This window comes from Paenibacillus sp. 01T443, from assembly GCF_056398325.1.
In genome coordinates this window covers 281,522-306,075 of sequence record NZ_JBFTPE010000002.1, presented here as the reverse complement: position 1 = coordinate 306,075, position 24,554 = coordinate 281,522, and the positions used below count along the sequence as shown (strand labels likewise).

At 48.5% G+C, this 24,554-nt stretch carries 25 protein-coding genes; 19 read left to right on the top strand and 6 right to left on the bottom strand.

From position 1 onward, the window contains the following. Nucleotides 1–84: 84 nt before the first annotated feature. From AC1DLI_RS03995 to AC1DLI_RS03980, 4 genes are all read left to right on the top strand, one after another. Entirely contained in the window at nucleotides 85–1,833 is a 1,749-nt protein-coding gene (locus AC1DLI_RS03995) for a sensor histidine kinase (RefSeq protein WP_477599876.1), read from the top strand. After that, complete coding sequence (locus AC1DLI_RS03990) at nucleotides 1,826–3,460, top strand: response regulator (RefSeq protein ID WP_477599874.1); 1,635 nt, start codon at nucleotides 1,826–1,828, stop codon at nucleotides 3,458–3,460. The genes AC1DLI_RS03995 and AC1DLI_RS03990 overlap by 8 nt, the downstream gene beginning before the upstream one ends. Nucleotides 3,461–3,479: 19 nt before the next feature. Then, nucleotides 3,480–4,928, top strand: coding sequence for a family 43 glycosylhydrolase (locus tag AC1DLI_RS03985; RefSeq protein ID WP_477599872.1), 1,449 nt, complete (start codon nucleotides 3,480–3,482; stop codon nucleotides 4,926–4,928). 204 nt (nucleotides 4,929–5,132) lie between these two features. After that, the gene (locus tag AC1DLI_RS03980; protein ID WP_477599870.1) at nucleotides 5,133–5,660 is read left to right on the top strand and encodes a DUF420 domain-containing protein; all 528 of its coding nucleotides are present in this window, start codon (nucleotides 5,133–5,135) and stop codon (nucleotides 5,658–5,660) included. A gap of 51 nt (nucleotides 5,661–5,711) precedes the next feature. Here AC1DLI_RS03980 and tatC read toward each other — a convergent pair whose 3' ends face one another. Next, the gene (gene tatC / locus AC1DLI_RS03975; protein ID WP_477599868.1) at nucleotides 5,712–6,461 is read right to left on the bottom strand and encodes a twin-arginine translocase subunit TatC; all 750 of its coding nucleotides are present in this window, start codon (nucleotides 6,459–6,461) and stop codon (nucleotides 5,712–5,714) included. A 24-nt stretch (nucleotides 6,462–6,485) separates the two neighbouring features. Then, entirely contained in the window at nucleotides 6,486–6,722 is a 237-nt protein-coding gene (locus AC1DLI_RS03970) for a MerR family transcriptional regulator (RefSeq protein ID WP_477599866.1), read from the bottom strand. 336 nt (nucleotides 6,723–7,058) lie between these two features. On the opposite strand from AC1DLI_RS03970, the gene AC1DLI_RS03965 reads away from it, so the two are divergent. The 3 genes from AC1DLI_RS03965 to AC1DLI_RS03955 are packed head-to-tail and all read left to right on the top strand — an operon-like array spanning nucleotide 7,059 to nucleotide 9,511. After that, on the top strand, nucleotides 7,059–8,663 hold the full coding sequence (locus AC1DLI_RS03965; protein ID WP_477599864.1) for a flavin monoamine oxidase family protein: 1,605 nt from the start codon (nucleotides 7,059–7,061) through the stop codon (nucleotides 8,661–8,663). Nucleotides 8,664–8,713: 50 nt separating this feature from the next. Next, nucleotides 8,714–9,283 carry a RidA family protein gene (locus AC1DLI_RS03960; protein ID WP_477599862.1) on the top strand — a complete coding sequence of 190 codons (570 nt, stop codon included), beginning with the start codon at nucleotides 8,714–8,716 and terminating at the stop codon, nucleotides 9,281–9,283. 48 nt (nucleotides 9,284–9,331) lie between these two features. After that, nucleotides 9,332–9,511, top strand: a complete 180-nt coding sequence (locus AC1DLI_RS03955; protein ID WP_477599860.1) for a twin-arginine translocase TatA/TatE family subunit — start codon at nucleotides 9,332–9,334, stop codon at nucleotides 9,509–9,511. A gap of 155 nt (nucleotides 9,512–9,666) precedes the next feature. Here AC1DLI_RS03955 and AC1DLI_RS03950 read toward each other — a convergent pair whose 3' ends face one another. Next, entirely contained in the window at nucleotides 9,667–10,557 is an 891-nt protein-coding gene (locus tag AC1DLI_RS03950) for an NAD(P)-dependent oxidoreductase (RefSeq protein ID WP_477599858.1), read from the bottom strand. A gap of 234 nt (nucleotides 10,558–10,791) precedes the next feature. Between AC1DLI_RS03950 and AC1DLI_RS03945 the strand changes: the two genes are divergently transcribed. The 8 genes from AC1DLI_RS03945 (at nucleotide 10,792) to AC1DLI_RS03910 (ending at nucleotide 18,029) form a co-directional block, all read left to right on the top strand. Then, on the top strand, nucleotides 10,792–12,141 hold the full coding sequence (locus AC1DLI_RS03945; RefSeq protein ID WP_477599856.1) for a glucose-6-phosphate isomerase: 1,350 nt from the start codon (nucleotides 10,792–10,794) through the stop codon (nucleotides 12,139–12,141). A gap of 36 nt (nucleotides 12,142–12,177) precedes the next feature. Then, nucleotides 12,178–12,810, top strand: a complete 633-nt coding sequence (locus tag AC1DLI_RS03940; protein ID WP_308997183.1) for a YigZ family protein — start codon at nucleotides 12,178–12,180, stop codon at nucleotides 12,808–12,810. Between the two features lie 290 nt (nucleotides 12,811–13,100). Beyond that, on the top strand, nucleotides 13,101–13,862 hold the full coding sequence (gene cysT, locus AC1DLI_RS03935) for a sulfate ABC transporter permease subunit CysT (RefSeq protein ID WP_374992121.1): 762 nt from the start codon (nucleotides 13,101–13,103) through the stop codon (nucleotides 13,860–13,862). Next, entirely contained in the window at nucleotides 13,862–14,659 is a 798-nt protein-coding gene (locus AC1DLI_RS03930; RefSeq protein WP_308997258.1) for a sulfate ABC transporter permease, read from the top strand. The genes cysT and AC1DLI_RS03930 overlap by 1 nt, the downstream gene beginning before the upstream one ends. 3 nt (nucleotides 14,660–14,662) lie before the next feature. Beyond that, complete coding sequence (locus AC1DLI_RS03925) at nucleotides 14,663–15,727, top strand: sulfate/molybdate ABC transporter ATP-binding protein (RefSeq protein WP_308997185.1); 1,065 nt, start codon at nucleotides 14,663–14,665, stop codon at nucleotides 15,725–15,727. Nucleotides 15,728–15,761: 34 nt separating this feature from the next. Beyond that, nucleotides 15,762–16,832 (top strand): sulfate ABC transporter substrate-binding protein, encoded by a 1,071-nt coding sequence (locus AC1DLI_RS03920; protein WP_477599853.1) that lies wholly within the window; start codon nucleotides 15,762–15,764, stop codon nucleotides 16,830–16,832. A gap of 160 nt (nucleotides 16,833–16,992) precedes the next feature. After that, a complete protein-coding gene (locus tag AC1DLI_RS03915) occupies nucleotides 16,993–17,304 on the top strand; it encodes a DUF1806 family protein (RefSeq protein WP_477599851.1) in 312 nt (103 codons plus the stop codon). Beyond that, the gene (locus AC1DLI_RS03910; RefSeq protein ID WP_477599849.1) at nucleotides 17,301–18,029 is read left to right on the top strand and encodes a PIG-L family deacetylase; all 729 of its coding nucleotides are present in this window, start codon (nucleotides 17,301–17,303) and stop codon (nucleotides 18,027–18,029) included. The genes AC1DLI_RS03915 and AC1DLI_RS03910 overlap by 4 nt, the downstream gene beginning before the upstream one ends. 1 nt (nucleotide 18,030) lies before the next feature. Here AC1DLI_RS03910 and AC1DLI_RS03905 read toward each other — a convergent pair whose 3' ends face one another. Then, entirely contained in the window at nucleotides 18,031–19,191 is a 1,161-nt protein-coding gene (locus tag AC1DLI_RS03905) for an acyl-CoA dehydrogenase family protein (RefSeq protein WP_477599847.1), read from the bottom strand. A 109-nt stretch (nucleotides 19,192–19,300) separates the two neighbouring features. On the opposite strand from AC1DLI_RS03905, the gene AC1DLI_RS03900 reads away from it, so the two are divergent. After that, nucleotides 19,301–20,452 (top strand): MFS transporter, encoded by a 1,152-nt coding sequence (locus AC1DLI_RS03900; RefSeq protein ID WP_477599845.1) that lies wholly within the window; start codon nucleotides 19,301–19,303, stop codon nucleotides 20,450–20,452. 135 nt (nucleotides 20,453–20,587) lie between these two features. Here AC1DLI_RS03900 and AC1DLI_RS03895 read toward each other — a convergent pair whose 3' ends face one another. Next, nucleotides 20,588–20,746 carry a hypothetical protein gene (locus AC1DLI_RS03895; RefSeq protein ID WP_477599843.1) on the bottom strand — a complete coding sequence of 53 codons (159 nt, stop codon included), beginning with the start codon at nucleotides 20,744–20,746 and terminating at the stop codon, nucleotides 20,588–20,590. A gap of 361 nt (nucleotides 20,747–21,107) precedes the next feature. Here AC1DLI_RS03895 and AC1DLI_RS03890 point away from each other — a divergent pair, with 361 nt between their 5' ends. Beyond that, complete coding sequence (locus tag AC1DLI_RS03890; RefSeq protein ID WP_477599841.1) at nucleotides 21,108–21,341, top strand: hypothetical protein; 234 nt, start codon at nucleotides 21,108–21,110, stop codon at nucleotides 21,339–21,341. A 244-nt stretch (nucleotides 21,342–21,585) separates the two neighbouring features. Then, on the top strand, nucleotides 21,586–23,679 hold the full coding sequence (locus tag AC1DLI_RS03885; protein WP_477599839.1) for a transglycosylase domain-containing protein: 2,094 nt from the start codon (nucleotides 21,586–21,588) through the stop codon (nucleotides 23,677–23,679). 84 nt (nucleotides 23,680–23,763) lie between these two features. Here AC1DLI_RS03885 and AC1DLI_RS03880 read toward each other — a convergent pair whose 3' ends face one another. Then, on the bottom strand, nucleotides 23,764–24,111 hold the full coding sequence (locus tag AC1DLI_RS03880; protein WP_477599837.1) for a hypothetical protein: 348 nt from the start codon (nucleotides 24,109–24,111) through the stop codon (nucleotides 23,764–23,766). A gap of 141 nt (nucleotides 24,112–24,252) precedes the next feature. Here AC1DLI_RS03880 and AC1DLI_RS03875 point away from each other — a divergent pair, with 141 nt between their 5' ends. Beyond that, nucleotides 24,253–24,549 carry an antibiotic biosynthesis monooxygenase family protein gene (locus AC1DLI_RS03875; RefSeq protein ID WP_477599835.1) on the top strand — a complete coding sequence of 99 codons (297 nt, stop codon included), beginning with the start codon at nucleotides 24,253–24,255 and terminating at the stop codon, nucleotides 24,547–24,549. Nucleotides 24,550–24,554: the final 5 nt, after the last annotated feature.

Here is a 24,554-nt window from a genome sequence, read left to right as displayed (position 1 = left end):
AAGTGACACCGGGCTCAAGGTCGGCACCCGTTCCTCTTACAGGGGGAATCGGTGCTTTTCCTTGTCGGAGAGGCGGCATACCTAATGGAAAAATCGAATATTTTTAAAAAAATATTGGCCATTCTGGGCTTGCTGCTTATTCCGTTCGTGGCGCTTTACACCTACTCGAATCAAGTCAGCGTTCAGGTCGTGCAGGAGGAGATCCAGCAAAATAACCGAAACAAGCTCTCTTTCCTAGTCCAGCAGATCGATGACGAGTTTGATCAATTCATGACTTCTGTCAACAACCTCGGCATAGAGCCGAGAGTCAAAGCTTTTATAGCGATGGACCCGCAGTCCAGCAGTTATGCTTCCTTTCAATTGAAGCTGGAGCTGCAGGAGGAGCTCGAAAGACGCGGCAAAACAGGAGGTTGGTCCCATTCGTATACGCTTTATGCCCCCATGTCGGATCAGGTTGTGAGCACCCACGGCTCGATCACATTCAAAAAACTGTTTCGGGATGAAATCGTCAGCAAGCCTGTTGATCCTTTTATTTGGAAATTCGAGCTCATGGATAATACCCGCGTACCTGACTCGTTTGTATTTCGGACGATAGAGCCTTTATCGGCTTACGATCATACGGAGGAAGCGGACCTTGTCGGGGAAATAAGGGTGGATGCCAAAAATATCGGGGATATGCTCACCTCATTCAAGTCGGACAGCTCAGGCGATCCGTTTCTATATCATCCGGATTATGCTCCGATTGTGACTCGTACGGCGAACATGGACCGAATTCATGAGCTTATCCCTTCAATCGCCGAAAGAAGCCATTTGAAAGAGGAGCAAGGCACGTATCTCACGTCGCTGCAAGACGCGCGTTATATGGTCAATTTCATTAAATCGGATACAATCGGCTGGTATTTAATCGAATATGTGCCGCTTGAGAGCATCCTGTACCCGATCACATCGAGCAGGAATTGGTTCTGGTTATCGATGAGCGTGATTGCCATCGTTAGCGTACTGGCCGCTTTTCTGCTTTATAAACATGTGCAGGTGCCTATTCGCGAGCTTTTCCTAGCCGTCAAGCGGCTGAGAAAGGGCGATTATACAGTTCGTGTAGATAGCGGGAAACGAGATGAATTTGGCTATTTATTCGACCAGTTCAACCTGATGAGTGAACAGATTGAAGACCTTATCGGTCGTGTATACGAGGAGAAGCTGCGCTCCAGGGAAGCAACGTTAAAGCAGCTTCAATCTCAAATAAATCCACATTTTTTGTACAATTGCTTGTTCTTTATGAAAAATATGACGCGGCTTGGCGAGCAAGAGGCCGTAATGGCCATGGCGGTTAAGCTGGGTGAATATTATCGTTATACCACCCATGTAGACCAACAGGACACGACGGTCGGAGATGAGATCAAGCTGATCCGCAATTATTTATCCATTCAAAACATGCGCATGAATCGAATCCAATTCCATATTGATATTCCGGAGACGATGGAGGAGCTTGCGCTTCCGCGCCTGCTCCTTCAGCCTATCGTTGAGAATGCAATCATTCATGGCATTGAACAGAAGGAGGAGGCCGGGGCGATAAGCATTAAGGGCATGACGGCGCCAGATGAATTTGTCATAGTCATCGATGATGACGGGATCGGCATGGACGAGGAATCGCTCCAAAAGCTGAGGGAAACGATTAGCCTGCCGGGTGAAGCGAGCGGAAGCTGCGGCATGCGAAACGTACATCAACGGCTTGTTCATAAGTACGGAAGCCGATCGGGGCTAGAGCTTGATCATTCTCCAGCCGGCGGCTTAAGAGTAATCGTCAGGTGGAAGGAGGGTGATGGCAGTGCATGAGATATTAATCGTCGACGACGAGAGATCGGTAGTCGAAGGAGTTGCCGCAACGTTGCCATGCGATGATCTTAAAATCGGCATGGTGCATAAGGCATTTTCTGTAACGGATGCATTTGCGATTATTAGGCAGCATTCTATTGATCTTGTGATTACGGATATCCGCATGCCTGGTATATCTGGACTGGAGCTGATGGATAAAGTACAAGAGGTTTCCCCGTCTACGCAGTGTATTTTATTGACGGGCCATGCTGAATTCGAATACGCCAAGCGGGCGATCACTGGCGGGGCATCCGACTATCTGCTGAAGCCGGTAAATGACGAAGACTTGATCCAAGCTGTCGATAAGGCGCTCGGCACGGTCCGGAGAGAGTGGGAGGCGCTCGTATCCCGCGATAATACAATGAAGACGATGCGAGACAACTTACCGCTGCTGCGAAGGGATTTATTGATTGAGCTGCTGCAAGGGCACACGATTCCGGCGGAGGCATTAGCTGATAAGCTGTCACAGCTCTTAATTCCTATTTCTCGGCATGATGAGGTTGCTTTGCTGCTCATTCGGCTGGAGGAGCCCTTCGTTCATTATTGCTATAAGGACCGCATCCTCCTTGAATACGCCGTCAGCAACGTAGCGGAGGAAGTGCTGCGCGAGAGCTGTCAAGTATGGGGCTGCAAGGAAGCACACGGTTATTTGGCTTTTGCGGTAAAAAGAACAAATCGGGTGAAGTCGCGTGAAGGGACAAAATCCGCTGCGAGAGAGCAGCTTATGCGCCTTGGCGAGCTGATTCAGCGGCAAGTAGAAACCTATTTAAAGGGCGCAGTCTCGGTCGTAGTCGGCGAAGAAGGAGCCTTTCCGGAGCACTTGGCTGTCTCTTATAACAGCGCGCTGGCCGCGTTCCGTAAACATATCGGGAGAGGCAAGGGCTACCTGCTGTCGCTCGGAGAGCATCAAGAGAAAGCGGCGATACAAACGCTTAGGCGGCTCTATGAGCCCCCGACGCTTCCGGATTTGCTGGAAGCGGGACGCTGGGACGCATTTGAAGAAAAGCTTGCGCTCATTTTCGAGGAGCTCGAGACGGAATTCGGAGACTCCGCAGAGCATGCCTTCGAATCGTTCTGCGCGGTGACGGGTGCATTGTCCTTTATTGCCCACAAGAGCGGATACGGATTATTCGAATTTCTTGAGCCGGGAGAGCGGGCATCGCTGAACTTCGAATCGTTCGAGACGTTCGGGCAGCTTCGGGACGGTCTGTTCCGTCTGGCAGCACTTATGCGTTCATCGCTTGAAAGAGAAGCAGCCGACGGTCATACCAAGCTGATCTACAAGGTACAACGGTTTATCGAAGAGCATCTGGACAGGCCGATCTCGCTGCAGATGATCGCAGAGCGCGTGCATTTGCATCCCGTTTATGTATCCCAAATGTATAAAACGGTAACGGGGGAAAGCTTAACCGATTATATGCTTCGCATACGAATGGAGAAATCAGCATATTTATTGAAAACTTCGAATCTTAAAATCTATGAAATCGGAAATAAATTCAGCTATCAGAACGCTACCTATTTCATTAAGCAGTTTAAAAAGGTGTACGGGATGACGCCGCAGGAATACAGGGATCAGCATTCGGTCTGACCGGGGGAGGATGAATGAAATGGAAAACGGGGAAACGATACGCAACGCAGCGGCATGGATGGACAATGGCGGTGAGCCGATAAGAGCACATGGCGGCTGGATGCTGCAGCAGGAAGGCTATTATTATTGGTTCGGCGAGGATCGGACAGACGGCAGGAAGGTGTCCTGCTACCGTTCAAGCGACTTATGCCATTGGGAGAGCAGGGGCGCGGTGCTTACGCTTGCATCCAAGGTTAGCTCGGTATATTACAGGACATCGCTGGAGCTTTTTCCGTCTGACAAGGAAGACAAAGGCTTCGGTCAAGGCTCTGTAATTGAGCGTCCTAAGGTGCTTCACAACGCGCGAACGGGCAAGTATGTTATGTGGATGCATTGGGAAAATGGCCGCAATTATAACGATGCCCGCTGCGCTGTTGCGACCTGCGATACGATTGACGGCGAATACGTCTATCACGGTAGCTTTAACCCGATTGGCCATATGTCGAGGGACTGTACGGTATTTCAAGATACCGAAGGCAGCGCTTATTTTATTTCAGCCGCAAGGGATAATGCCGACCTTCTCGTTTACCGGCTATCGGATGATTATTTAAGCATTGAAGAGCATGTCAAAACATTATGGCCCGGGCAATACCGGGAAGCACCGGCCGTAATCAAGCGAAACGGGATCTATTTCCTCATTACTTCGGCTTGTACAGGCTGGCTGCCGAATCAGGGTGCCTATGCGTATTCGGACAGCTTGACAGGCAGATGGTCGCAGCTAATGCCATTCGGTGATGCTACCACCTACGATACGCAGCCAGCTTTCATTGTACCGCTGCAATCGCAGGGCGAAACGACTTATTTATATGTGGGAGATCGATGGGATCCTTCCAATTATCATCATTCTACCTATGTATTTCTGCCTTTAAGCTTTCCTTCGGATAATGAATTGAAACTGGAATGGGCGGATCAGATAACTATTGATCTCTCTAACGGCATAATAGAACCGCAGTCGGAGCCGAGCGGTTTGCACCGGATTAAAAGCTGCGGAGCGGAGCGGTATCTGGCTTTCGTTCTAGAAAAAGGCGGGGCTGCTGAAGTGACCGGCAATGTCCTGTCATACGCTTCGGAAGAGCAGAAATGGATCGTGGAGCCTGCGGGGGAAAAGGGATATGTTCGAATAAGAAGCAAGGCTGACGGACGCTGCCTTGCGGTAAATATATGTTCAGACGGTGAGCAGCTGCGTGATGAGCAAGCGGTACTTGCGCGAAGTGATGTCCCCTGCTGCAGCGAATGGTCGCTTGAAGATGCTTCCGATCGCGAGAGCGGTGTTTTGATTCGGAATCGAACGACAGGAAAGGTGCTGAGCGCCGGTTTTGGCGAAGGACAGGATCGTAAACATGCGCATGTTCATGTAACCGAGGCGTTCAAACATGACCCGCGCAAAGGACGCGATCCGCAGCGATTCGAGATTTTAAACGTTTATTAAGCAGTGGACTGAAATAATATACCGCCGCAGGAGAGCCGTTCAAGGCCTTACCTGCGGCGGTATTTGTATGTTGGGAGGAACCAAAATTCGATTTTTCGTGACATCTATGCCTCAAATCAAATTGATTGGGCTGTACAAATCGGATATGGTTAATGGAGAAGGAAGCGCCCATGATTTAAGCTTTGGCGCCTTTATTAGGAGGTTATGTGCTTGAAGGAAAAAAACGTTGGGCCGCTGGTTGCGATTTTGTCGCTGGTCCTGGTAACAATTATCACGGTTCTGTTCTTCCTGCCTGCTTACGATGGCGAAATTGGATTCGATGTTACGATATTGCCGCTGCTTAATGCGATATTCAATTGCTTCACTTTTATCGCGCTCGTTGTTGCGTTGGCAGCGATAATGAAAAAGAACGTTCGTCTTCACCGCGCGTTTATCGGGGCTGCATTTACGTCGACAACCCTTTTTCTCGTATCCTACGTTACGTATCATTACCTGACTGAATCAACGAAATACGGAGGAGAGGGTGCGCTGCGTTCCATCTACTTTTTCATTCTACTCACGCACATCTTGCTCGCGATTGTGGTCGTGCCTCTAGCTTTGCTGTCCGCTGTCCGCGGTTTGCAAATGAAGGTGGACAAGCATCGCAAAATTGCCAGATGGACGATGCCGATTTGGCTTTATGTCAGCCTTACGGGCGTTATCGTATATCTAATGATTTCACCCTATTATTGAACAATCAAGGCCGCCGGGATCGTCCCAGCGGCCTTTGATTTTATATAACCCTTAAGCAGCCGCGTTTGCCCCTTCAATAAGTTCCTGCCTCTTGCGGTACACGCCCCGAGATAGGAAGACGCTAATCTCAAAGAGCACTACAAGCGGTATCAAGATGATAAAGGCGGAGACAAAGTCCGGAGGTGAGATTACGTTAGCGACGATAACAAGGATAAGATAGGCATAACGCCGCGATTTCTTTAGGCGATCAGGCGATAATATTCCGATTTTAGTAAGAAACATAACGAAAATTGGAAGCTCAAATGCGATGGCGATTGGTAAGACAATGTTAATCATGAAACGGAAGTACTCGTTAATTCCATAGGTTTCGACAAGATTCAGCTTCTCAGATACATCGGTAATGAAGGTGAAACTCATTGGCAGTACGACATAGTAACCAAAGCCTAGTCCAAGTAGAAGACAGACTACGCTGTAAGGGATATATCTAAGTGCCGCGCTGCGTTCATGCTGGTGAAGCCCTTTCTTGACGAAGCCCCAAATCAGATAAAGCATAACAGGAAAAGAAGTGGCAAATGCGAATACGAGAGCAACACTCATATACATGCGGATTCCGTCGAAGGGTGAGAAAACATTCCATTCGAGCGTCGAAGCCGGCGGCGTGCTTTTAATATAATCGAGTATGATCGGTGATACTCCGAGTCCGGCGGCAGTGAAAACAGCGAATACGGAAAAAATCCAAATCAACAGTTTGCGAAGCTCGACGATATGCTCCAATAAGGGCATGATCGTTTTTTTGCTCATGAAGAAGCACTTCCTTCCTTAGCATTAGGAATGCACTCGTTGGCGAGCGAATGTCTTGCGAAGCTCGAAAGTATGGAAACCGTCTTGAAGCTTCGTATGAATCTCTTTAAGAATGTCCACATCCTCGAATGAAAACTTTCTGGCTCCGCCCCGCGTTCTATCAGGGAAGATGAGCTGCTTCTCCTCGTAATATCGAATTTGCCTTTCCGTTAAGCCGGTTAGTTCGCAAACGGTTCCAATTCTGATTACTTTAGTACTCATTGCTTCGCCTCCTAGAACAATTGAAAATAGTTGAGTGCTTCAATTGAATTGACAGGTCGGTGTCATGTAATCTAACACAAAACTGATCTTGATGGAGATTTTAGCAGGGCAGACGGATGTTTACAATGGTCTTAAGGTACTAAGAATTTCATTGCTGAAAGAAATCTTAAGCAAATGCAGGATAATTTGACCATAAATGATTTTTTTTATGAAAAATAAAAAAGAGATAAATATAATTTATGTTAGTTTTTCTAACATAAACATAGAACCGTTTCCGCTAGCCGTGCTATCTTTTCGTTGTGATGTATGACAAAGCCGACGAATGGAGTGAGCGGAATGGAGTCTACGAAAACGCCTAGCGAGATTTCCAGGCGGCAGTTTCTAAGCACAGTAGGAAAGCTAGGTGGAGGGGCAGCGGTATTCAGCGTGATGGGTACTTTAGGGCTGCTGTCACCGGAAACGTTGAAGGCAGCAGATTTCGAACCCCCAGACGGTAACGAGCTGTCGATGAGCAAGAAGGGCGGCAAAAAAATTATTATATTAGGCGCCGGCATCGCGGGGATGACCGCAGCTTACGAGCTGGGGCAAGCCGGTTATGATTGTACGATTCTGGAGGCTCGCGCCCGTTCAGGGGGCCGCATCTGGTCTGTACGCCGCGGGACAACGGTTGCCGAGATAGGAGCTTCGAAACAAGTCGCGCGCTTCGCCGACGGTTTGTATTTGAATGGAGGCCCCATGCGTATTCCGCAATTCCATGTCACGATGGACTATATTCGAAAGTTCGGCATTCCAATCGAACCATTCAACAATGTGAATGACCACGCTTATTACTACAACGAGGAAGTTGGCGAGCTGTCCGGCAAGAAAATCAGAAAGCGCGAAGCAAAAGCGGATGTCCGCGGCTACGTTAGCGAATTGATGGCCAAGGCGGTTAATCAGAATGCGCTGGATCTGCCGATTACTGCCGAGGAGAAGGAAAAACTGGTGGCCTACCTTCGCTCGGAGGGCGGTTTGGATGCCGATTTATTCTACAAGGCTTCCTCGAGGGGCGGTTACAAGGACGAGCCGGGAGCAAGGCTTGATGCGGGTGTCGTTCGGGATCCATTCAGCATGAAGGCAATTCTGAATTCAGGCTTCGGCAATTATTTTAGCAGCGAATACAGCTATGACCAACAAATGATGATGTTCCATCCGGTAGGTGGCATGGATGCGATCTCTAATGCGTTCGAGAAAAGGCTGAAGGGCAAAATAAAATTTAACTCGGAGGTCATCGAGATCAAGCAAAGCGGTAATGGGGTTACCGTGCTTTACAAAGATCTAGCTTCGGGCGAGGAGCGAAAGATCGAAGGCGAATATTGTATTTGCACGATTCCGTTGTCTGTTTTGAAATCGGTCAAAGCCGATTTCTCGCCGGAGATGAAAAAGGCGATTGACAGTATAGGCTACGCGTCCGCAGGCAAAATTGGATTACAATTCAAGCGCCGATTTTGGGAAGAGGACGAACAAATCTATGGCGGCAATACGCTGACCAACATGGATATATCATCAATCTATTACCCGCCGACAGGCTATATGCAGAAGAAAGGGCTCTTGCTTGGATACTATGCGTTTGGCGGAAGTGCGGATAAGCTTGGCGAAATGCCATATCTTCAGAGAGAAGCGCATGCGCTGCAGCAAGGCGCGAAGATTCATCCGCAATATCATAAAGAGTTCGAAGCTTCATTCTCCATAGATTGGAAACGTATCAAGTATAACTTAGGAGGCTGGGTATCTTACTCGGGTGACCAACGTACGACCGTATATCCGACGCTCTGCAAGCCGGACCGCAGAGTGTATCTTGCGGGTGAGCATATCAGCTATATTACGGCATGGATGGCAGGCGGAATAGAGTCGGCTCGTGCAGTCGTAACTGATATTCATCAGCGCGTTATGAAAGAGTAGCAAGCAAGCAAGCAAAATCGGCTTGTGAACCTATAGGAGGAATGCTGGATATGGAAATCAAGATTAAGCTGAAGCGGAATACAAAAATCGCAATCGCAGCGACCCTATTGTCGTGCTTCTTGGGTGCGTCTGTCTATGCCAGCGCCGTAACACCTAATAAATTGCCGTTAACGCCGGTAAACGAGCCTGAATTCTACGGAAGCCCGAGCTCGTCTATTGCAAGCGCAGTGGCTTTGCCGGCTGCAGCAGCAACGTTTTCGACGAGCGGCACTGTCCCTCCTTTACTGAACAAGGATGGTAAAACGGTATATGAGCGATACGGAGACACGGAGAAGCAAGGTGAAGGCATTCTTCTGAATATCGAGAAACAGCTTAAAGAGCAAGGGCTTAGCTTAAAGGATGTGATTTATCTCAGAGTATATATTACACCTGACGCTGCTAAGAAGAACGAGTTTGATTATCAAGGCTGGTTCAACGCCTATGCGAAGTTTTTTAATACGAAGGATAATCCTGCCAAGCCGGCGCGTTCCACGGTAGGCGTAGCAAGTCTGGTCAATAAGGATTGGCTGATCGAGATTGAAGCGGTGGCCGCTTATCCGATCCGTCACAATCAAGATTAAGCGTTGAAGCTTGCTGGCCATATAATGAAGAAACGGAGATGATGGTTGATGCTGCAAAGTATTGGTTTGCCTGGACTTATTATGATTCTTGTAGTGGTATTGATCATTTTCGGACCTTCCAAACTGCCTGAGCTTGGCAGAGCAGTAGGACGTACGCTGCACGAGTTCAAGTCGTCCGCCAAAGAGCTTGTCGCTGACACAAAGGATGATGTTATTGAGAAGCAATAAGCAGCCGAGCAGCGGAAACAAAGCTCAAGCATGGTAGGTGAATAGGCCGTCCAGCATGGCCTGGATGACCTAACAAAACGATGGGTTGCCCTGAATGCAGATTCATTTACATTCGGGGCAGCCCATTATTTATTAGACGCCACAAGCTTCTTTTATCATTTATTACCTAACCTGCGTCCGATCCATTGCTCATAGGCTTGGCCAACGCTGGACATATCGAGCTTGCCAAGTCCCATCGCATCTCCCACTTGGAATAGGCTTTTGGACGCCTCTAGCAGCGGTGTAGGCACACTCAGGCTGTCAGATAATACGGATGATAGCCGGAGATCCTTCAGCATCAGCTCGAGCGAGAATTGTACATCATAGTTGCCTTCGAGCAGCTTAGGCCCTTTCATCTCAGCTGCCCTGCTTGCAGCGCCGCCGGACTGAACGAGCTCGAGAAACGAATAGCCGTCAATACCGCCGCTTGCAGCGATTGCCATGCCTTCCGCAAGGGCGGCAACGTTGATGCCGACGATCGTATTATGAGCGAGCTTGGCGATTGATCCGCTGCCGTTTGGTCCCATAGGGATAACCTTACGGCCCATAGCGAGCAATACTACCTCCACCTCGCCCAGCCTGTCCGCATTCCCGCCGACCATAAAGACGAGCGTTCCGTCCTCCGCTGCCGGTTTGCTGCCGGTCACGGGTGCGTCGAGGAAAGCTGCGCTGCGCGCCTCTGCTTCAGCGGCAAGCTCCTTTGCCAGCGCAGGGGATATCGTGCTGCTGTCAATGAGAGTGATTCCGCTGCGAGTGCCTTTGAATATGCCGTTCTCGCCAAAATATACCTCTCGAATAGCTGCGTCATTGCTAATCATCGTAATGACAACATCCGACGATCCAGCAACGGCTGCAGGCGATTCCAGCACCTTTGCCCCAAGCGCCAGCAAGGAATCAGCCTTGCCTGCCGTTCGGTTATATACGGCTACCTCGAAGCCCTTGCGCAATAAATTCGAAGCCATCCCGATACCCATTACGCCCAATCCGATAAATCCGACCTTTTTCATATAGATTTCCTCCGCCCATTAACGTTTTTTATTTATTATACAGATTCTTCATCAATTTTTCATGGTTACTTGCTTGTTTTTATAAGGTAAATCCGATATTGTAGATGCTAAGTTGAAAAGCATTATCAAGGATTTATTTTAAGCGTTCCCTATAAGAAGCATTTTTGCTTCGCAAGCGTTAGGCTGATGCTTACGAGGTTTTGTTTCACAAAATTTTAGGAGGTTTAAATTTACATGAGCAAAACAGTACAGTTTGACTACAGCAAAGCGCTGACTTTCATTGGTCAGCATGAAATCGATTATATGGCGGAATCTGTTCGCCTTGCGCATGAGCAATTACATAACGGGACAGGCACAGGCTCGGATTACCTGGGCTGGATCGACCTTCCGACTAACTACGATAAAGAAGAGTTCGCTCGCATCCAAAAAGCTGCAGAAAAGATCAAATCGGATTCGGAGGTACTGATCGTAATCGGTATCGGCGGTTCTTACCTTGGTGCTCGCGCAGCTATCGAAGCGTTGTCGCATTCTTTCTATAATATTTTGCCTAAAGAGCAGCGCAAAACGCCGCAGGTATTGTTCGCAGGAAACAACATCAGCTCCACTTACGTTACTCACCTATTGCAGCTCGTTGAAGGCCGCGACTGGTCGATCAATGTAATTTCCAAATCAGGCACAACGACAGAGCCGGCAATCGCATTCCGCGTATTCCGCGCAGCGCTTGAGAAGCAATACGGCAAAGAAGAAGCACGCAAACGCATCTATGCAACAACCGATAGCGAGAAGGGCGCGCTTAAAAAGCTTTCCTCCGAGGAAGGCTACGAATCGTTTATCATTCCAGACGATGTTGGCGGCCGTTACTCCGTTCTTACGGCTGTAGGCTTGCTGCCAATCGCTGCTGCCGGAATCAATATCGAATCCATCATGCAGGGCGCGGCTGACGCATCCAAAGAATACAGCAACCCTAACCTTGCTGAGAATGAGGCTTACCAATACGCCGCAGCCCGCAACGCGCTGTACCGCAAAGGCAAAGCAACTGAAATTCTCGTTAACTACGAGCCGTCGCTGCACTTCGTATCGGAGTGGTGGAAACAGCTCTTCGGCGAAAGCGAAGGTAAGGATTTTAAAGGTATTTTCCCGGCAGCGGTAGATTTCTCGACAGATTTGCACTCGATGGGCCAGTTTATCCAAGAGGGTAACCGGAACATTTTTGAGACTGTCATTCAAGTAAGAGAAGTGGCAGAGCACATCTCCATCGAGCATGACGATGCGGATCTTGACGGTCTGAACTTCCTGACAGGCAAAACGATGGACTTCGTTAACAAGAAAGCATTCGAAGGAACGCTTCTTGCGCATACGGACGGACAAGTTCCGAACTTTATCGTAAACATTGCCGACATGACGCCTTATACATTTGGTTACCTTGTTTATTTCTTCGAAAAAGCATGCGGAATCAGCGGCTACCTGCTTGGCGTAAATCCGTTCGACCAACCGGGCGTTGAAGCTTATAAGAAGAATATGTTCGCATTGCTCGGCAAGCCGGGCTTTGAGAAAGAAAAAGCCGAGCTGGAAGCAAGGCTGTAACAGGCCGGCTTGATCGGTATACGGGAGCCATAGCCTATGCTGGAGAAATACAGAACGGTCAGGCAGCAGGCTAGCGCTGAGATCGTGATCAAGAAATCCCGTTTCATCGGATACGCGAAGCCAGTGGAATCGGAAGAGGAAGCTGTCGCGTTTATAAACGAGATCAAGCAGCTGCATAAACAGGCGACGCATAACTGTTCTGCTTATATGGTGGGCGAGCGAGATCAGTTTCAGAAGGCGTCCGATGACGGGGAGCCGAGCGGAACGGCGGGCAAGCCGATTCTAGAGGTCATTAAGCATAAAGGGCTGAAAAATATCGCCGTCGTCGTGACGCGGTATTTCGGGGGCATTATGCTTGGAGCAGGCGGGCTCGTCCGAGCATACACGGACGGCGCGGTTGCCGGCATCGAGGCGGCTGATGAAATCGTAAACGTGCTTCATCGCGAAGTGTTCGTGGATGTGGATTATACATGGTACGGCAAGCTGGAGAACGAGCTGCACGGCAAGGGGACGCGCGTGGGCGGAACGGATTTTACGGACCGTGTCATCGTGCGCTGCCTGCCTGAAGCGCCTGACGCAGAAGCGTTTATCGCTTGGATAACCGATTTGACGCAAGGGCAGGCGGTCGTTACAGAAGGCGAGAATGCCTATTATATTGAGGGTGAATAAGAAGATGAGGAGTATCAGCGGAAGCTGGTCTCCTCTCTTTTTGTACATAGGGCTGCTTTTATCTGAAGGGTACATAAGAAAAGGCTATAAAAGCGATTAGTTTTTCTAAATTTATTATTGACTTAATCCCAGTTTGGATGCTACATTATTAATACCTAGTAACTTAATAGGAATTATGTTTTTACTTGTTTTGCTACACCTGCGGCACGAGCCGATGGTCTGGAGGTAAAGTCACAGTGAATGCTTTGTTTCGCGGAAAAGGGTGGAGCTTCGGTTTTCGAAGCACCATAATGCTTTATTTTGTCATCCTAATCGTATTACCCATCGTCGGAATTTACACGCAATCATTTTCGCTTGGATGGACCCCTTTCTGGGAAAGCGTCTCTGATCCATTAGCTTGGAAAGCCGTGCTGCTTACGGTGAAGCTGGCCGTTATCGCAACGATTCTGAACGTATTTCTCGGCACGATGATCGGCTGGGTACTTATCCGATACCGTTTTCCGGGAAGGCGCCTGCTCAATAGTTTAGTCGATTTGCCGTTTGCTTTGCCTACAGCGGTCGGCGGACTGATGATTTTGCTGCTGCTCGGCCCGAATAGCTTCGTTGGAGGCTTGGCGGAGAAGATCGGCATCGAGATTGTGTTTCATGAGCCTGCGATTATCGTAGCGATGCTGTTTGTTACGTTTCCGTTCGTTATTCGGGCGATTCAACCGCTGCTGGAGGAAATGGACAAATCGGAGGAAGAAGCGGCTTATACCTTAGGCGCTACACGTGCGAAAACTTTTTTCAGCGTTATATTCCCAACGATGCTGCCAGGCATTTTAAGCGGCGCTATGCTTGCCTTCTCCCGCGGACTAGCGGAGTTTGGCGCAGTCGTGCTAGTAGCCGGCAATATTCCGGGTAAGACGCTTATCGCATCGGTTTATATTTTTGGAGAAATTGAAAGCAGTAATCCGCAAGGAGCGGCCGCCGTATCGGTGCTGCTGCTGACGCTATCCTTCCTCATCCTCTGGACGGTTAACCTCATTCAAGGCAGGAGGAGCGACCAATGATGAGAAGATTGTGGATTACATTAACGTATATCGTTTTTGGTTTGTTGCTTATCGCCCCGTTGATCAAAATTTTTACCGGCTCATGGGCTGACGGCTGGAGCGGATTTATAGAGGGGATTACAAGGCCTCAGTCGCTGCACGCGCTTATGATGACTGGCATCATCGTCGTAGTCGTTACGGGCTTGAACACGGTGTTTGGCATTATGCTGGCGATGTATCTTGTCCGTGCCGAGTGGATCGGACGGCGGATGAAGCGTCTGCTCAACAGCATGGTAGATTTGCCGTTCGCAGTATCGCCGGTTATTGGCGGTCTGATGATCGTTCTTATTTTGGGACCGAATACGATTATTGGCACCCTGTTTGAGGATGCGGGCTTCAAGATCGTATATGCGCTGCCGGGCATGATTCTAGCCACCTTGTTCGTGACGTTCCCGCTTATGGTACGCGAGGTTATGCCGGTGCTTCAGGAGATCGGAGCGCAGCAGGAGGAAGCGGCATCTACCCTCGGTGCATACTCATGGTATACGTTTTGGAAGGTGACGTGGCCCTCGATTCGTTGGGGAGTTATCTATGGCGTTGTTCTGACGGTAGCGCGTTCACTTGGCGAATTCGGCGCCGTGCTCGTCGTTTCCGGAAATATTATGAATAAAACACAAACGGCCACAACACTCGTTTATCAGGACGTAGAAAATTTTAACGTTGTTGCCGCCAATGGCGTAGCTCTTGTTCTAGCGGCATTTTCCGTCGGACTGCTGCTGCTAATGGAATGGGCGAAAAAACGAAAGGAAGTGCATTAAGCCATGCATATTGAAGTACGGAACCTAAACAAAAACTTTGGCGATTTTCATGCAGTGAAGGATGTTAGCTTTGAAATCGAAAAAGGTCATCTGATCGGCTTGCTCGGACCGAGCGGCGGCGGTAAAACGTCCATACTTCGTATGCTGGCGGGGCTTGAGTCCCCTTCCTCGGGCGATATTATTTTCCATGGCAAGCGCGTAAATGATCTCCCTCCGCAGGAGCGCGGGATCGGCTTTGTCTTTCAAAACTATGCGCTGTTCAAGCATATGACCGTGTATGACAATATAGCTTTCGGTTTAAAGGTGAAGAAGCAATCCAAGGAGCAAATTCGCGAGCGTGTCATGTATCTGGTTGAGCTTACGGGCCTGAAGGGCTTCGAGCATCGGTATGCGCATCAGCTATCCGGCGGACAGCGCCAACGCGTTGCTTTCGCCAGGGCGCTTGCGCCAGAGCCGCAGCTCCTCCTCCTCGATGAGCCGTTCGCGGCTATCGACGCCAAGATCCGGACGGAGCTTCGCACTTGGCTGAAGGAAATGATCGAGCGTGTCGGCATCACTTCCATTTTCGTTACGCATGACCAAGAGGAAGCGATTGAAGTAGCCGATGAGATTATGATCATCAGCAAGGGCAAGCTTGAACAGAAAGGCAGCCCATGGGATATTTATAAAAATCCCGAGACGCCGTTCGTCGCCAGCTTTATCGGTGAATCCACGATCGTGGACAATATCTCGCAGCTCAAAGGCTTTGAGGACGCGGCAAACCGTCCGGGAACCAAAGCGCTTATTCGTCCGGAATATATTGAGATCGGCAAGCCGGGAGAAATTAAGCTGGCCTCGGCTACGCTCCCAGGTAAAGTAAAGCATTTGCATTTCCGCGGCAGCGAGTGGATGGTTGAACTGCTCGTTGGCGATACAAAGCTGATTACGTACCGCTCGCTTGAGAAGGAAGTGCTGCATCCAGGGGATCAGGTCAGCGTGCTTGTGCACCGTGCTTACTTGTTCAATGACAACGAAAGCTGGATTGAGGAAAACAAATTGAAGGTTGATCCAATGCCTATTCATATCTAACCAATAAGCTACGTAGAAAGAGTTGTATGCGAACATGAAAATCAATCGAGCAACAAGTCAGCGCATGTTCATCCTGCTGCTAGCTGCAGTTCTGCTGCTTGCGGCAGCGGGCTGCGGCAAAGAAGAGCAGACGAACGGCAATGCGGCTGGGTCTACCGTACAGGACGGCGATGTAACACTTGTAATCGGTGCATATTCGGTGGTGAAGGACGCTTTCGCTGACGTACTCCCTGCATTCCAAGATTTTTGGCTGCAGGAGACGGGACAGAAGGTAACCTTTCAGGAATCGTATGAGGCTTCAGGGACACAGGCGCGTGCGATTGCCGGAGGATTTGAAGCGGATGTCGCTATTCTTGCAATGGAAGGCGATCTGGATAAAATCGCGGATGCCGGCTTCATTACGCATGATTGGAAGGCTCAGAGTAACGGCGGGAACATTACGAACTCCATCGTTGTATTAGGTACCCGTACCGGGAATCCGCTCGGTATTAAGGATTGGGAGGATTTGACGCGGAAGGGCGTTAAGGTGCTTTATCCCAATCCGAAGACCTCAGGCGGGGCGCAGTGGGACATTAATGCCATTTATGGCGCGGGCCTGAAGCAATCGGAAAAGAAAAGCGGCGCGAAGGATGAGGCTTACGCAAAAAGCTTCCTGAAAGCTGTTCACGCTAACGTGGAATCGCTCGACAAAAGCGGACGCGCATCAATGGCCGCCTTTGAATACGGGGTTGGCGATGTTATCGTCACTTATGAGAATGAGCTGCTCGCACGCATTAAGAAGGGTGTCGATTACGACATCGTCGTGCCGAAGAGCACGATTTTGATCGAGAATCCGGCAGCCATCGTGGATAAGAATGCAGATAAGCATGGCTCCCGGAAGGTAGCTGAAGCTTTTATCGCTTACCTGCATAGCGATGAGGCACAGCGTTTGTTCGTTGAGCATGGCTTCCGTGCAGTGGATGAGAAGGTTGCCGCGGATACGAAAGAGCGTTATACGGTGCCGGATGAGCTGTTCGATATCTCCTATTTAGGCGGTTGGCCCGAGGTCAGAAAAAACCTTTATTCGAAAAAAGGCATCTGGTACCAAGTGCTTGCCGATTTGTAATTCATGAGAGCAAACCAAAAGAGCGCTTCAGGCATTCGTCTGAAGCGCTTTTTTGGTTTGATTGCGGAATAAAGGATAAGGAAATGTTGGTGATCAAACAGAGGCTCATGCTAAAATGTAATAGCTCCTATTAATTTTATCGAAGGGGAATGAAAAGGCGATGAACTACATAAACAAGCCTAAGCTGGAAGCTGCGTTCCAAGGCTTCCTAGCGCAAGAGGTCTATCTCCATAGTGAAGCGACCTCCTTCGTATTTGTTCGAAATTTCAAAGTGCGGCTCGAAGAAGCTTTTATCGCAGGCGATGGGCCGTATCGGCTTGCATTGCGCTTTGATGAAATAGGCTGGCTGCGCTCGGAAGGTCTCACTCATCATGAAATAAGGACGGACGGTAAGCTGCTGCTTGCCGGCTTTGACGAGTATGGAAGGATGAATGTCGCTCTTCACCTAGGAAAGGAGCCGTTTCCGGATTGATAATAAATGCTAATAATCGAAAGCAAAAGCTGCTGGCCGTGTTTGCTCATCCTGACGATGAGTCCTTTATATGCGGTGGAACGTTGGCTAAGTATGCGAGCATGGGGGCTCAGATCACGCTTGTAAGTGCCACTCGGGGAGAAATGGGGCGCCGGATGGGAAATCCGCCTTATGTAAATAGAGAGTCCATGCCTGAGATTCGGGAAAAGGAGCTGCGGGAAGCTTGCGAAGCGCTGGGCATCCAGCGTCTGGAATTTTTCGATATCCGTGATAAAATGGTCGAGTTTTATGATTTCAACCGATTGATCGAAAGAATAGGAGCGTTGATGGATGAGATCCGTCCTGATGTAGTACTGACCTTTCATGAAACGTTAGGCGGACACCCCGATCACTGTGCCATTGGGAAAGCAGCCACCGCGGCTTTTCACCGAACCCGGCAGCAGGGCTCCCTCTATTTCATCAGCTTTGGAAATGCAATGGAAGCCCCCGAGCCATTCGGTTACACGAAGCAGGACATTGTGAAAATCGATGTTCGGGAGCATTTGGCGGCCAAGCTCGCAGCATTCCGTGCACATCGGTGCCAAACCGAAATTGACGAGTGGGTATGGCAGCCGGATCGGGAGGCGCTTGCTAGGCTTGGTCGATATGAGTATTTTATCGCTGGGAAGCAAGCCTCCAAGCCTCTTGTCGCCGATGATTTATTTCAACCCTACTCTGCGGAATGAGTTATTGTCCTTTTTCGTTTAGGGCACTTGACGCGAGTGTTTGCAGCACCATATTGTCCATCGGCGGGTTGTGGAGACCCGCTCGAACATCGCGATAATAGCGTTCTAAGGGCAGGTTTTTGGATAAGCTGGCGCCGCCCACGATTCGCATGGCCATGTCGACCACTTTAATCGCGTTATTCGTAGCGACATACTTTGCTAGTCCCAGCTCAGGCCGCAATGACAGTCGGCTTTCCTTGTCGCGATCCCAGCGGTCAGCGGCTTCATAAACGAGCGAGCGGGCCGTCCTGAGCTCGATTTCCATCTGTCCAATTGCCTGTTGAACCGTTGCTAGTTCGGCGATTGGGCCTGGAAGATGATTCGGACGATAGGCTTGTGCGAAGGAGATCGCATAATCACGCGCGGCGATTGCAATGCCTAGGTAGCAAGCAGGGATATGAAGAAGCCAGCCTCCGCCATCATCCGTGCCTTTTCCGGTGAGCCGGTGTTCATCGGGAACGTAGACCTCGCGCATAACGACATCATGGCTTCCTGTTCCGCGCATGCCGATTGTATCCCATGTTTCGATAATACTGACCCGGTCGTTCTTAAAGATCAGAAAATCAGCTGTCGCTTCTTCCTCGGACATATAAGCGGTTACGACAAACCGGTCAAGTATAGGCGACAGGGTGCTGAACGTTTTGCGGCCTGTAATGAGCCAGCCGTTTTCTGATCGGACCGCGGTTGTTTCGGGCCTGCCGCCGCGGCTGGGGCTTCCTGATGCGGCTTCGCTTGCAAAAGTATTGATCATAGCTCCATTCGTTACGACTGCACGGCAGAGCTCGTCAAACAGTGTATCCGGCCATTTCCGAGTCGTTCGCAGGTGGAGCATTTGTCCGAGATGCCAGCCGACTGCCAGCGCAGTCGAACCGTCTCCGTATGCTAAGCGCTCCTGCAGCGATACGAGTTCGTGAAGCGATGCCTCGTCGCCTCCAAATATTTTCGGTACCGTAAGCTTTAAGTAGCCAGCATCCTGTAAGTCGGCAAAATTGTCATGCGGGAATGAGCCTTCCCGGTCATGGTTATTCGCTCTTTCAGCAAAACGGATGGCTAACGCATCTACTTTCTCGGCATATTCCCTCTCCGCTGCACTGCGGATATATTGATTGATTAATCGTCCCATTTAAGATGCACTCCTATCATCAATACGTCAGTTCCTTTCTCGCATTTTACCATAACCGGAGGCCATTCTGACCATTGCATAATGAAAAGCGAAATAAAGGGGAACCATCATGAGAAGATTAGCCGCATATTATTTTTTGTTTTACTTAGCGTTATCGGTCTATATGCCGTATATGAGCCTATATTTCAGCGATAAAGGATTCAGCAATACAACAGTCGGGCTCATTTTATCTTTGTGGGCATTGGTAAGCGTCATTGCTCAGCCTATCATGGGCATGCTGAATGACCGTTCAAGCAATCCCCGTATAATACTGCTAGTATCGGCGATTGCAGCACCTGTCATCGGGACCTTGTTTTATTACTTTGACAATCTGTACGCGATTATTACGCTTTCCCTTTTCTTCTCATGGTTCCAGTCCTCTATGGGACCGCTCAGCGATTCCATTGCCGTAGAGATAGGGAAGAGGGATGGATTCTCCTTCGGAAGCATAAGGCTTTGGGGGGCGCTTAGCTATGCAATCGGTGCCTTTATAACGGGTTTTTTATATGAAAAATACGGCTATGACTACATATTCTTTTATTATTTGGCCGTCAATTTGGTCTTAACGTTCATTCTATTTATGCTCCCAAAAACAGAACCTGCGCAAAAGAAAACAACGATTTTCGAGCAGATGAGCGAGGTTGTGGGCAATAGGCCGTTTATCCTTTTTGTCGGAGTCAGCATGCTGACATTTATGTCGGTTGCGATCAACTTTTCGTTCTTGCCTATCTATTTCAAAGAGCTTGGATTTGATAAAAGTCTGCTTGGCAGCGCGTTTGCAGTGGCGGCTATTATTGAAGTGCCAATGTTTTGGATATCGGCTAAGCTAAGCCGTAGAATCGGTCGGTTCCGTGTGCTTTTTATAGCTTCCGCCATTTACTCCGTTAAATATTTGTTTTTATTTACTTTCGCTGATGTTTATTTGACGTTAGCCATGCAGCTATTGGACGGGATCGCTTTTGCTTTTGCCGCGGGTACGGCAGTCGAGGTGGTCGAGAGCTATTCCAGTGTCCGTACGAAAGCGACGATGCAAACGATTTTCGCAGCGGTTACCTGGGGGCTGGGCGGCATTGTTGGCAATGCCGTAGGCGGCTTAATTGTCGATCATTGGGGTGTACAGGCGTTATATTTGATCTTGGGCATTTTGTGCGCGGCAGCTTCGGGCATGTATATCTTTTTACAAAAACGATCGCCGAACCGCCTCCCTATGTCCGGCTTGTAATTCGCTGCCCGCGTGAAAATGAGGCAGCCGCGAAGTCGTCTAACCGACTCTGTGGCTGCCTCATTTTTGATATAAGACTGCGATACGACTGTTTTTGCCGCAGAGGACTGCGACAGCCTTTTACGCTAGTCACTTTTAGAACATAGGGAATACATAACGTACTAGGAAATACAAGGCTCCGAAAAAGATGAGGACATAGGCAGCATATTTGATGAAGGTAGATGCGACCAGGCTGGAATCAGACTTCTTCTCCACATGACGTTCTTCAATATCGAGATTACGTTGCGTTGCCATTTGAACCACTCCCTTTAGTGATTTTGTTATTCTCCATTACCCTCGTGAGTGCGTGCTGAAACAAGGGGTATACATGCGATGCTGCTGCATATCAATCCGTTCACTTATTTGCAGCCTACAATAAACGTTGTTGCACCTATCGATAATTTTCGATCATTTCTCGGGAAATAGTCGTATGCAAGGCGCATTCCGCAGCAGCGGGGCTTGTTTGATTGCGGCAGGTGATATCCTCTTTAGTTATTTTCCAAATGCCGGTTCTAAATGGAGAGGTTCTGAATATAGTAGATAACGAAGCCCTATTGCTGCAGGTCTGCCAAATCACTTTGCAAAACAATAGAATAGGGCAGCAGGAGGAAAAACGTTGAATGAAGGTTGGAATCAGTTGCAGAAAAGCGCGGAGAGAAGCCATAGCAGCAGGGATGTATTATATGAGCTTGAGCAAACAATAACAGAGCTTGAAATTTATTTGAAAACAAACCCAGAGGATGAAATCGCAATGGTGCAGTACCAACAATTTTTGGATAAACGAAAGGGCTTTACGCTTTTATGGGCAGAGGCTTATGCACAGCTTTCTCTATCGGAAATGCAGATGTAATCAAATAGAGCAAGAATGCCATAAAGATGGACATGCATGATTAAGGCCTTGATTCAATTTTAAGCAATGCTGAATGATGATGTTTAAGTAAATAGGAATGAGTCTAAAAGATGCTAGTGAACAGGAAGCTGTTCTCTGGCATTTTTTTGTGCAAATCTTCTGGAAAAGAGTCTAACGTACTAAAAAACTTATTAGTCTGCGAATGGTTTAAAAAAGAGATAAGCATCAGCTTGGGGGAAACATAATGAGAATCAATCCGGCTTTACAAAAGAAAAGAAAAATTTTAAAGACGATACTCGTTCTTTTTACCGCCTTATTGGTCATCGTATTGCTTGGCGGATGGACAACCTTTCGGATTCTGATCAACGCACAGGATATTGCCAGGCTTGATGTGCCGCTGCCTGCAGCAACGATCCTGTACGATCAAAGCGGAGCAGAAGCTACCCGTATTTCATTTAATAAAATCGAGGAGATCGGATATGACGACATTCCCAAACATATGGTGGATGCTGTCGTAGCGGTAGAGGATAAACGGTATTTCGAACATGACGGCATGGATATGCGGGCGATTGGCCGAGCATTTGTTACGAATTTCACCTCAGGAGGAACGGTCCAAGGCGGCAGCACGATTACGCAGCAGCTGGCTAAAAATGTTTTTTTGTCGCAGGAACGGACCTGGTCGAGGAAATGGAACGAAGTGCTGCTTGCCAAAAAAATCGAGGAAAATTACAACAAGCAGGAAATTATGGGGATGTATCTGAATCAAATTTATTTTGGCGAAGGGGCTTGGGGGATTAATCGCGCAGCGAGTACATATTTTGGAAAAGAACCCAAGCAGCTCACTATAGCGGAAGCCGCATTGCTGGCCGGCATGGTAAAGGCGCCTTCGGCACTTACTCCCTATAAGCATAAGGATAAAGCGCTTGAGAGAAGGAATGTTGTTCTTCAGCTAATGAAGGATCAAGCTTTAATCAGCGATGAGACATACAGCAAGGCTGTTAATGAGCCCATTCGTTTATTAAGCTCCAAGCCTAACAGGATAGATGATATTAGTTATCCTTATTATGTGGATCAGATTATCCGCGAGGCGATGACAGCGTACGGACTATCGGAGAACGAAGTTCTTCAGGGCGGGCTGAGAATATATACGGAATTGGATACAAAAATGCAGCAAGCGGCCGAGCAGGTTTACGCGAAGGAATCACTATTTCCGGATAGTTCCGCCGATCAGCTTATTCAAAGCAGCGCTATCTTGATTGATCCGCGAAATGGCGGCATTCGTGCGCTTGTGGGAGGAAGAGGAGAGCAGCCCTTTCGCGGATTTAACCGGGCCGTACAGCTAAAGCGCCAGCCGGGCTCAACGATCAAGCCGGTAGCCGTTTACACGCCTGCACTAGAAATGGGCTATAAGCCGAATGATGAGCTGGTGGATGAACCGATTAATATGAACGGCTATGAGCCTCAGAACGCAGACGGCTCCTTTCACGGCCGAGTATCTCTATACGAAGCGCTTATTAACTCTTATAATATTCCGGCTGTGAAGCTATTAAACGAGATGGGTATTCAAAAAGGTATCGATGCAGCCGAACGATTCGGTATTCCATTGACAGATGAGGACCGGACGCTCGGTCTTGCCCTGGGCGGTCTGCATGAAGGAGTAGCACCGATTCATATGGCTGAAGCTTTCGGCGTGTTCGCCAATGACGGCGTACGCATGCATGCGCATGCCATTACACGAATAGAATCCGCGGATGGTTCCGTGCTCGCAGAATTTGAGCAAAGCACAAGCAGCGAGAAGGTAACGGAGCCTGCAATTGCGCGCACGATGACAGCTATGCTGGAGGGTGTTATCAAGGAAGGCACGGGTGAAGCTGCCGAGCTGGAGGGCCGCCCGCTTGCCGGAAAGTCTGGAACAACGCAAATGACAGGAACGACAGGCTACAGCGCAAAGGATAACTGGTTTGTGGGCTATACACCTCAACTTGTAGGCGCGGTATGGCTTGGATATGACCAAACGGATAGCAGCCACTATCTTTCAACGAGCTCCAAGGCGGCTGCGGCCGTATTTCAAGCATTATTCACAGGAGCTTTAAAGGATGAGCCGATTCTATCGTTTCCAAAGGCACCAGAGCTTTTTGTGAAAAAGAAGAAAGATGAAGATGATTCTAAAAACGATAATAAATCGGATGAAAAAAATGAACAGAAATCAGATAAGAAACGCGATCGCGAGCGAGAAAAGGAGGAAAAACAAAATAAAAAAGAACGAGAAAAGGATAAAGAAAAAGGCAATGGACGTAATAAGAATCGAGATAAAAACAGCGATGACGATAACGACTAATAGCCATTCGTAATAGAATAAATATAATTCCGGGGACAGATAAGGGAAAGCCGCCGCATGCACTGAGCATGCGGCGGTCTTCCCTTATTTTCCTTTTGCGACCATGAAGCCAATAAAGACTATAGTTAAGCCAATCCATGTTCGCCATGTAGGAGCTTCCCGCATAAAGATAAATCCCATAAGCAGGGAGATAAACATCTCAAGGCCTTTTGAAGCCAGCAGCACATAACCTAGATTTCCAAGTACTTTGTACCCCAGCTTTATGCCGTATCCGATGCATAAATTAGCTATTAAAAATAGCGGCAATGCAAGCAGCTGAAACTTAACGGTAGTCCAAAAATGAGGGTCAATGTGTTTGCTTTGATAAGAGTAAATAAGGTTAACGATGAGCAGACCCGTTAGCAGCAGCGAAGAGCTATAGATATAATTCAAAACGACCTCCTGATATTTTTTGTTCTCTACAAATAATGTTTCCATCATCCAACATTTTTATGAATCGTTGATCAGTTCTGGGATGTGGTGTTTTTTTTAGAATTCGTATATGCTAGATTGAGAGATAAAGGAGCTGATCATATGATCCTGGAGGTAGCTGTTTTACATGTTAAAGAAGGCATGTCAGATGAGTTCGAACGAGATTTCAAGCGTGCGTCAACCATTATTTCCAGCATGAAGGGCTATCGAAGCCATGAGCTTCAAAAGTGCATAGAAGAAAACCAAAAATATATATTGCTCGTAAGATGGGAAACGCTGGAGGATCATACGGAGGGCTTTCGCGGTTCAGCGGAGTATTTGGAGTGGAAAAGACTGCTGCATCACTACTACGATCCGTTCCCGACCGTAGAGCATTTTACAAATGTGGATATAAGCTAGAATGG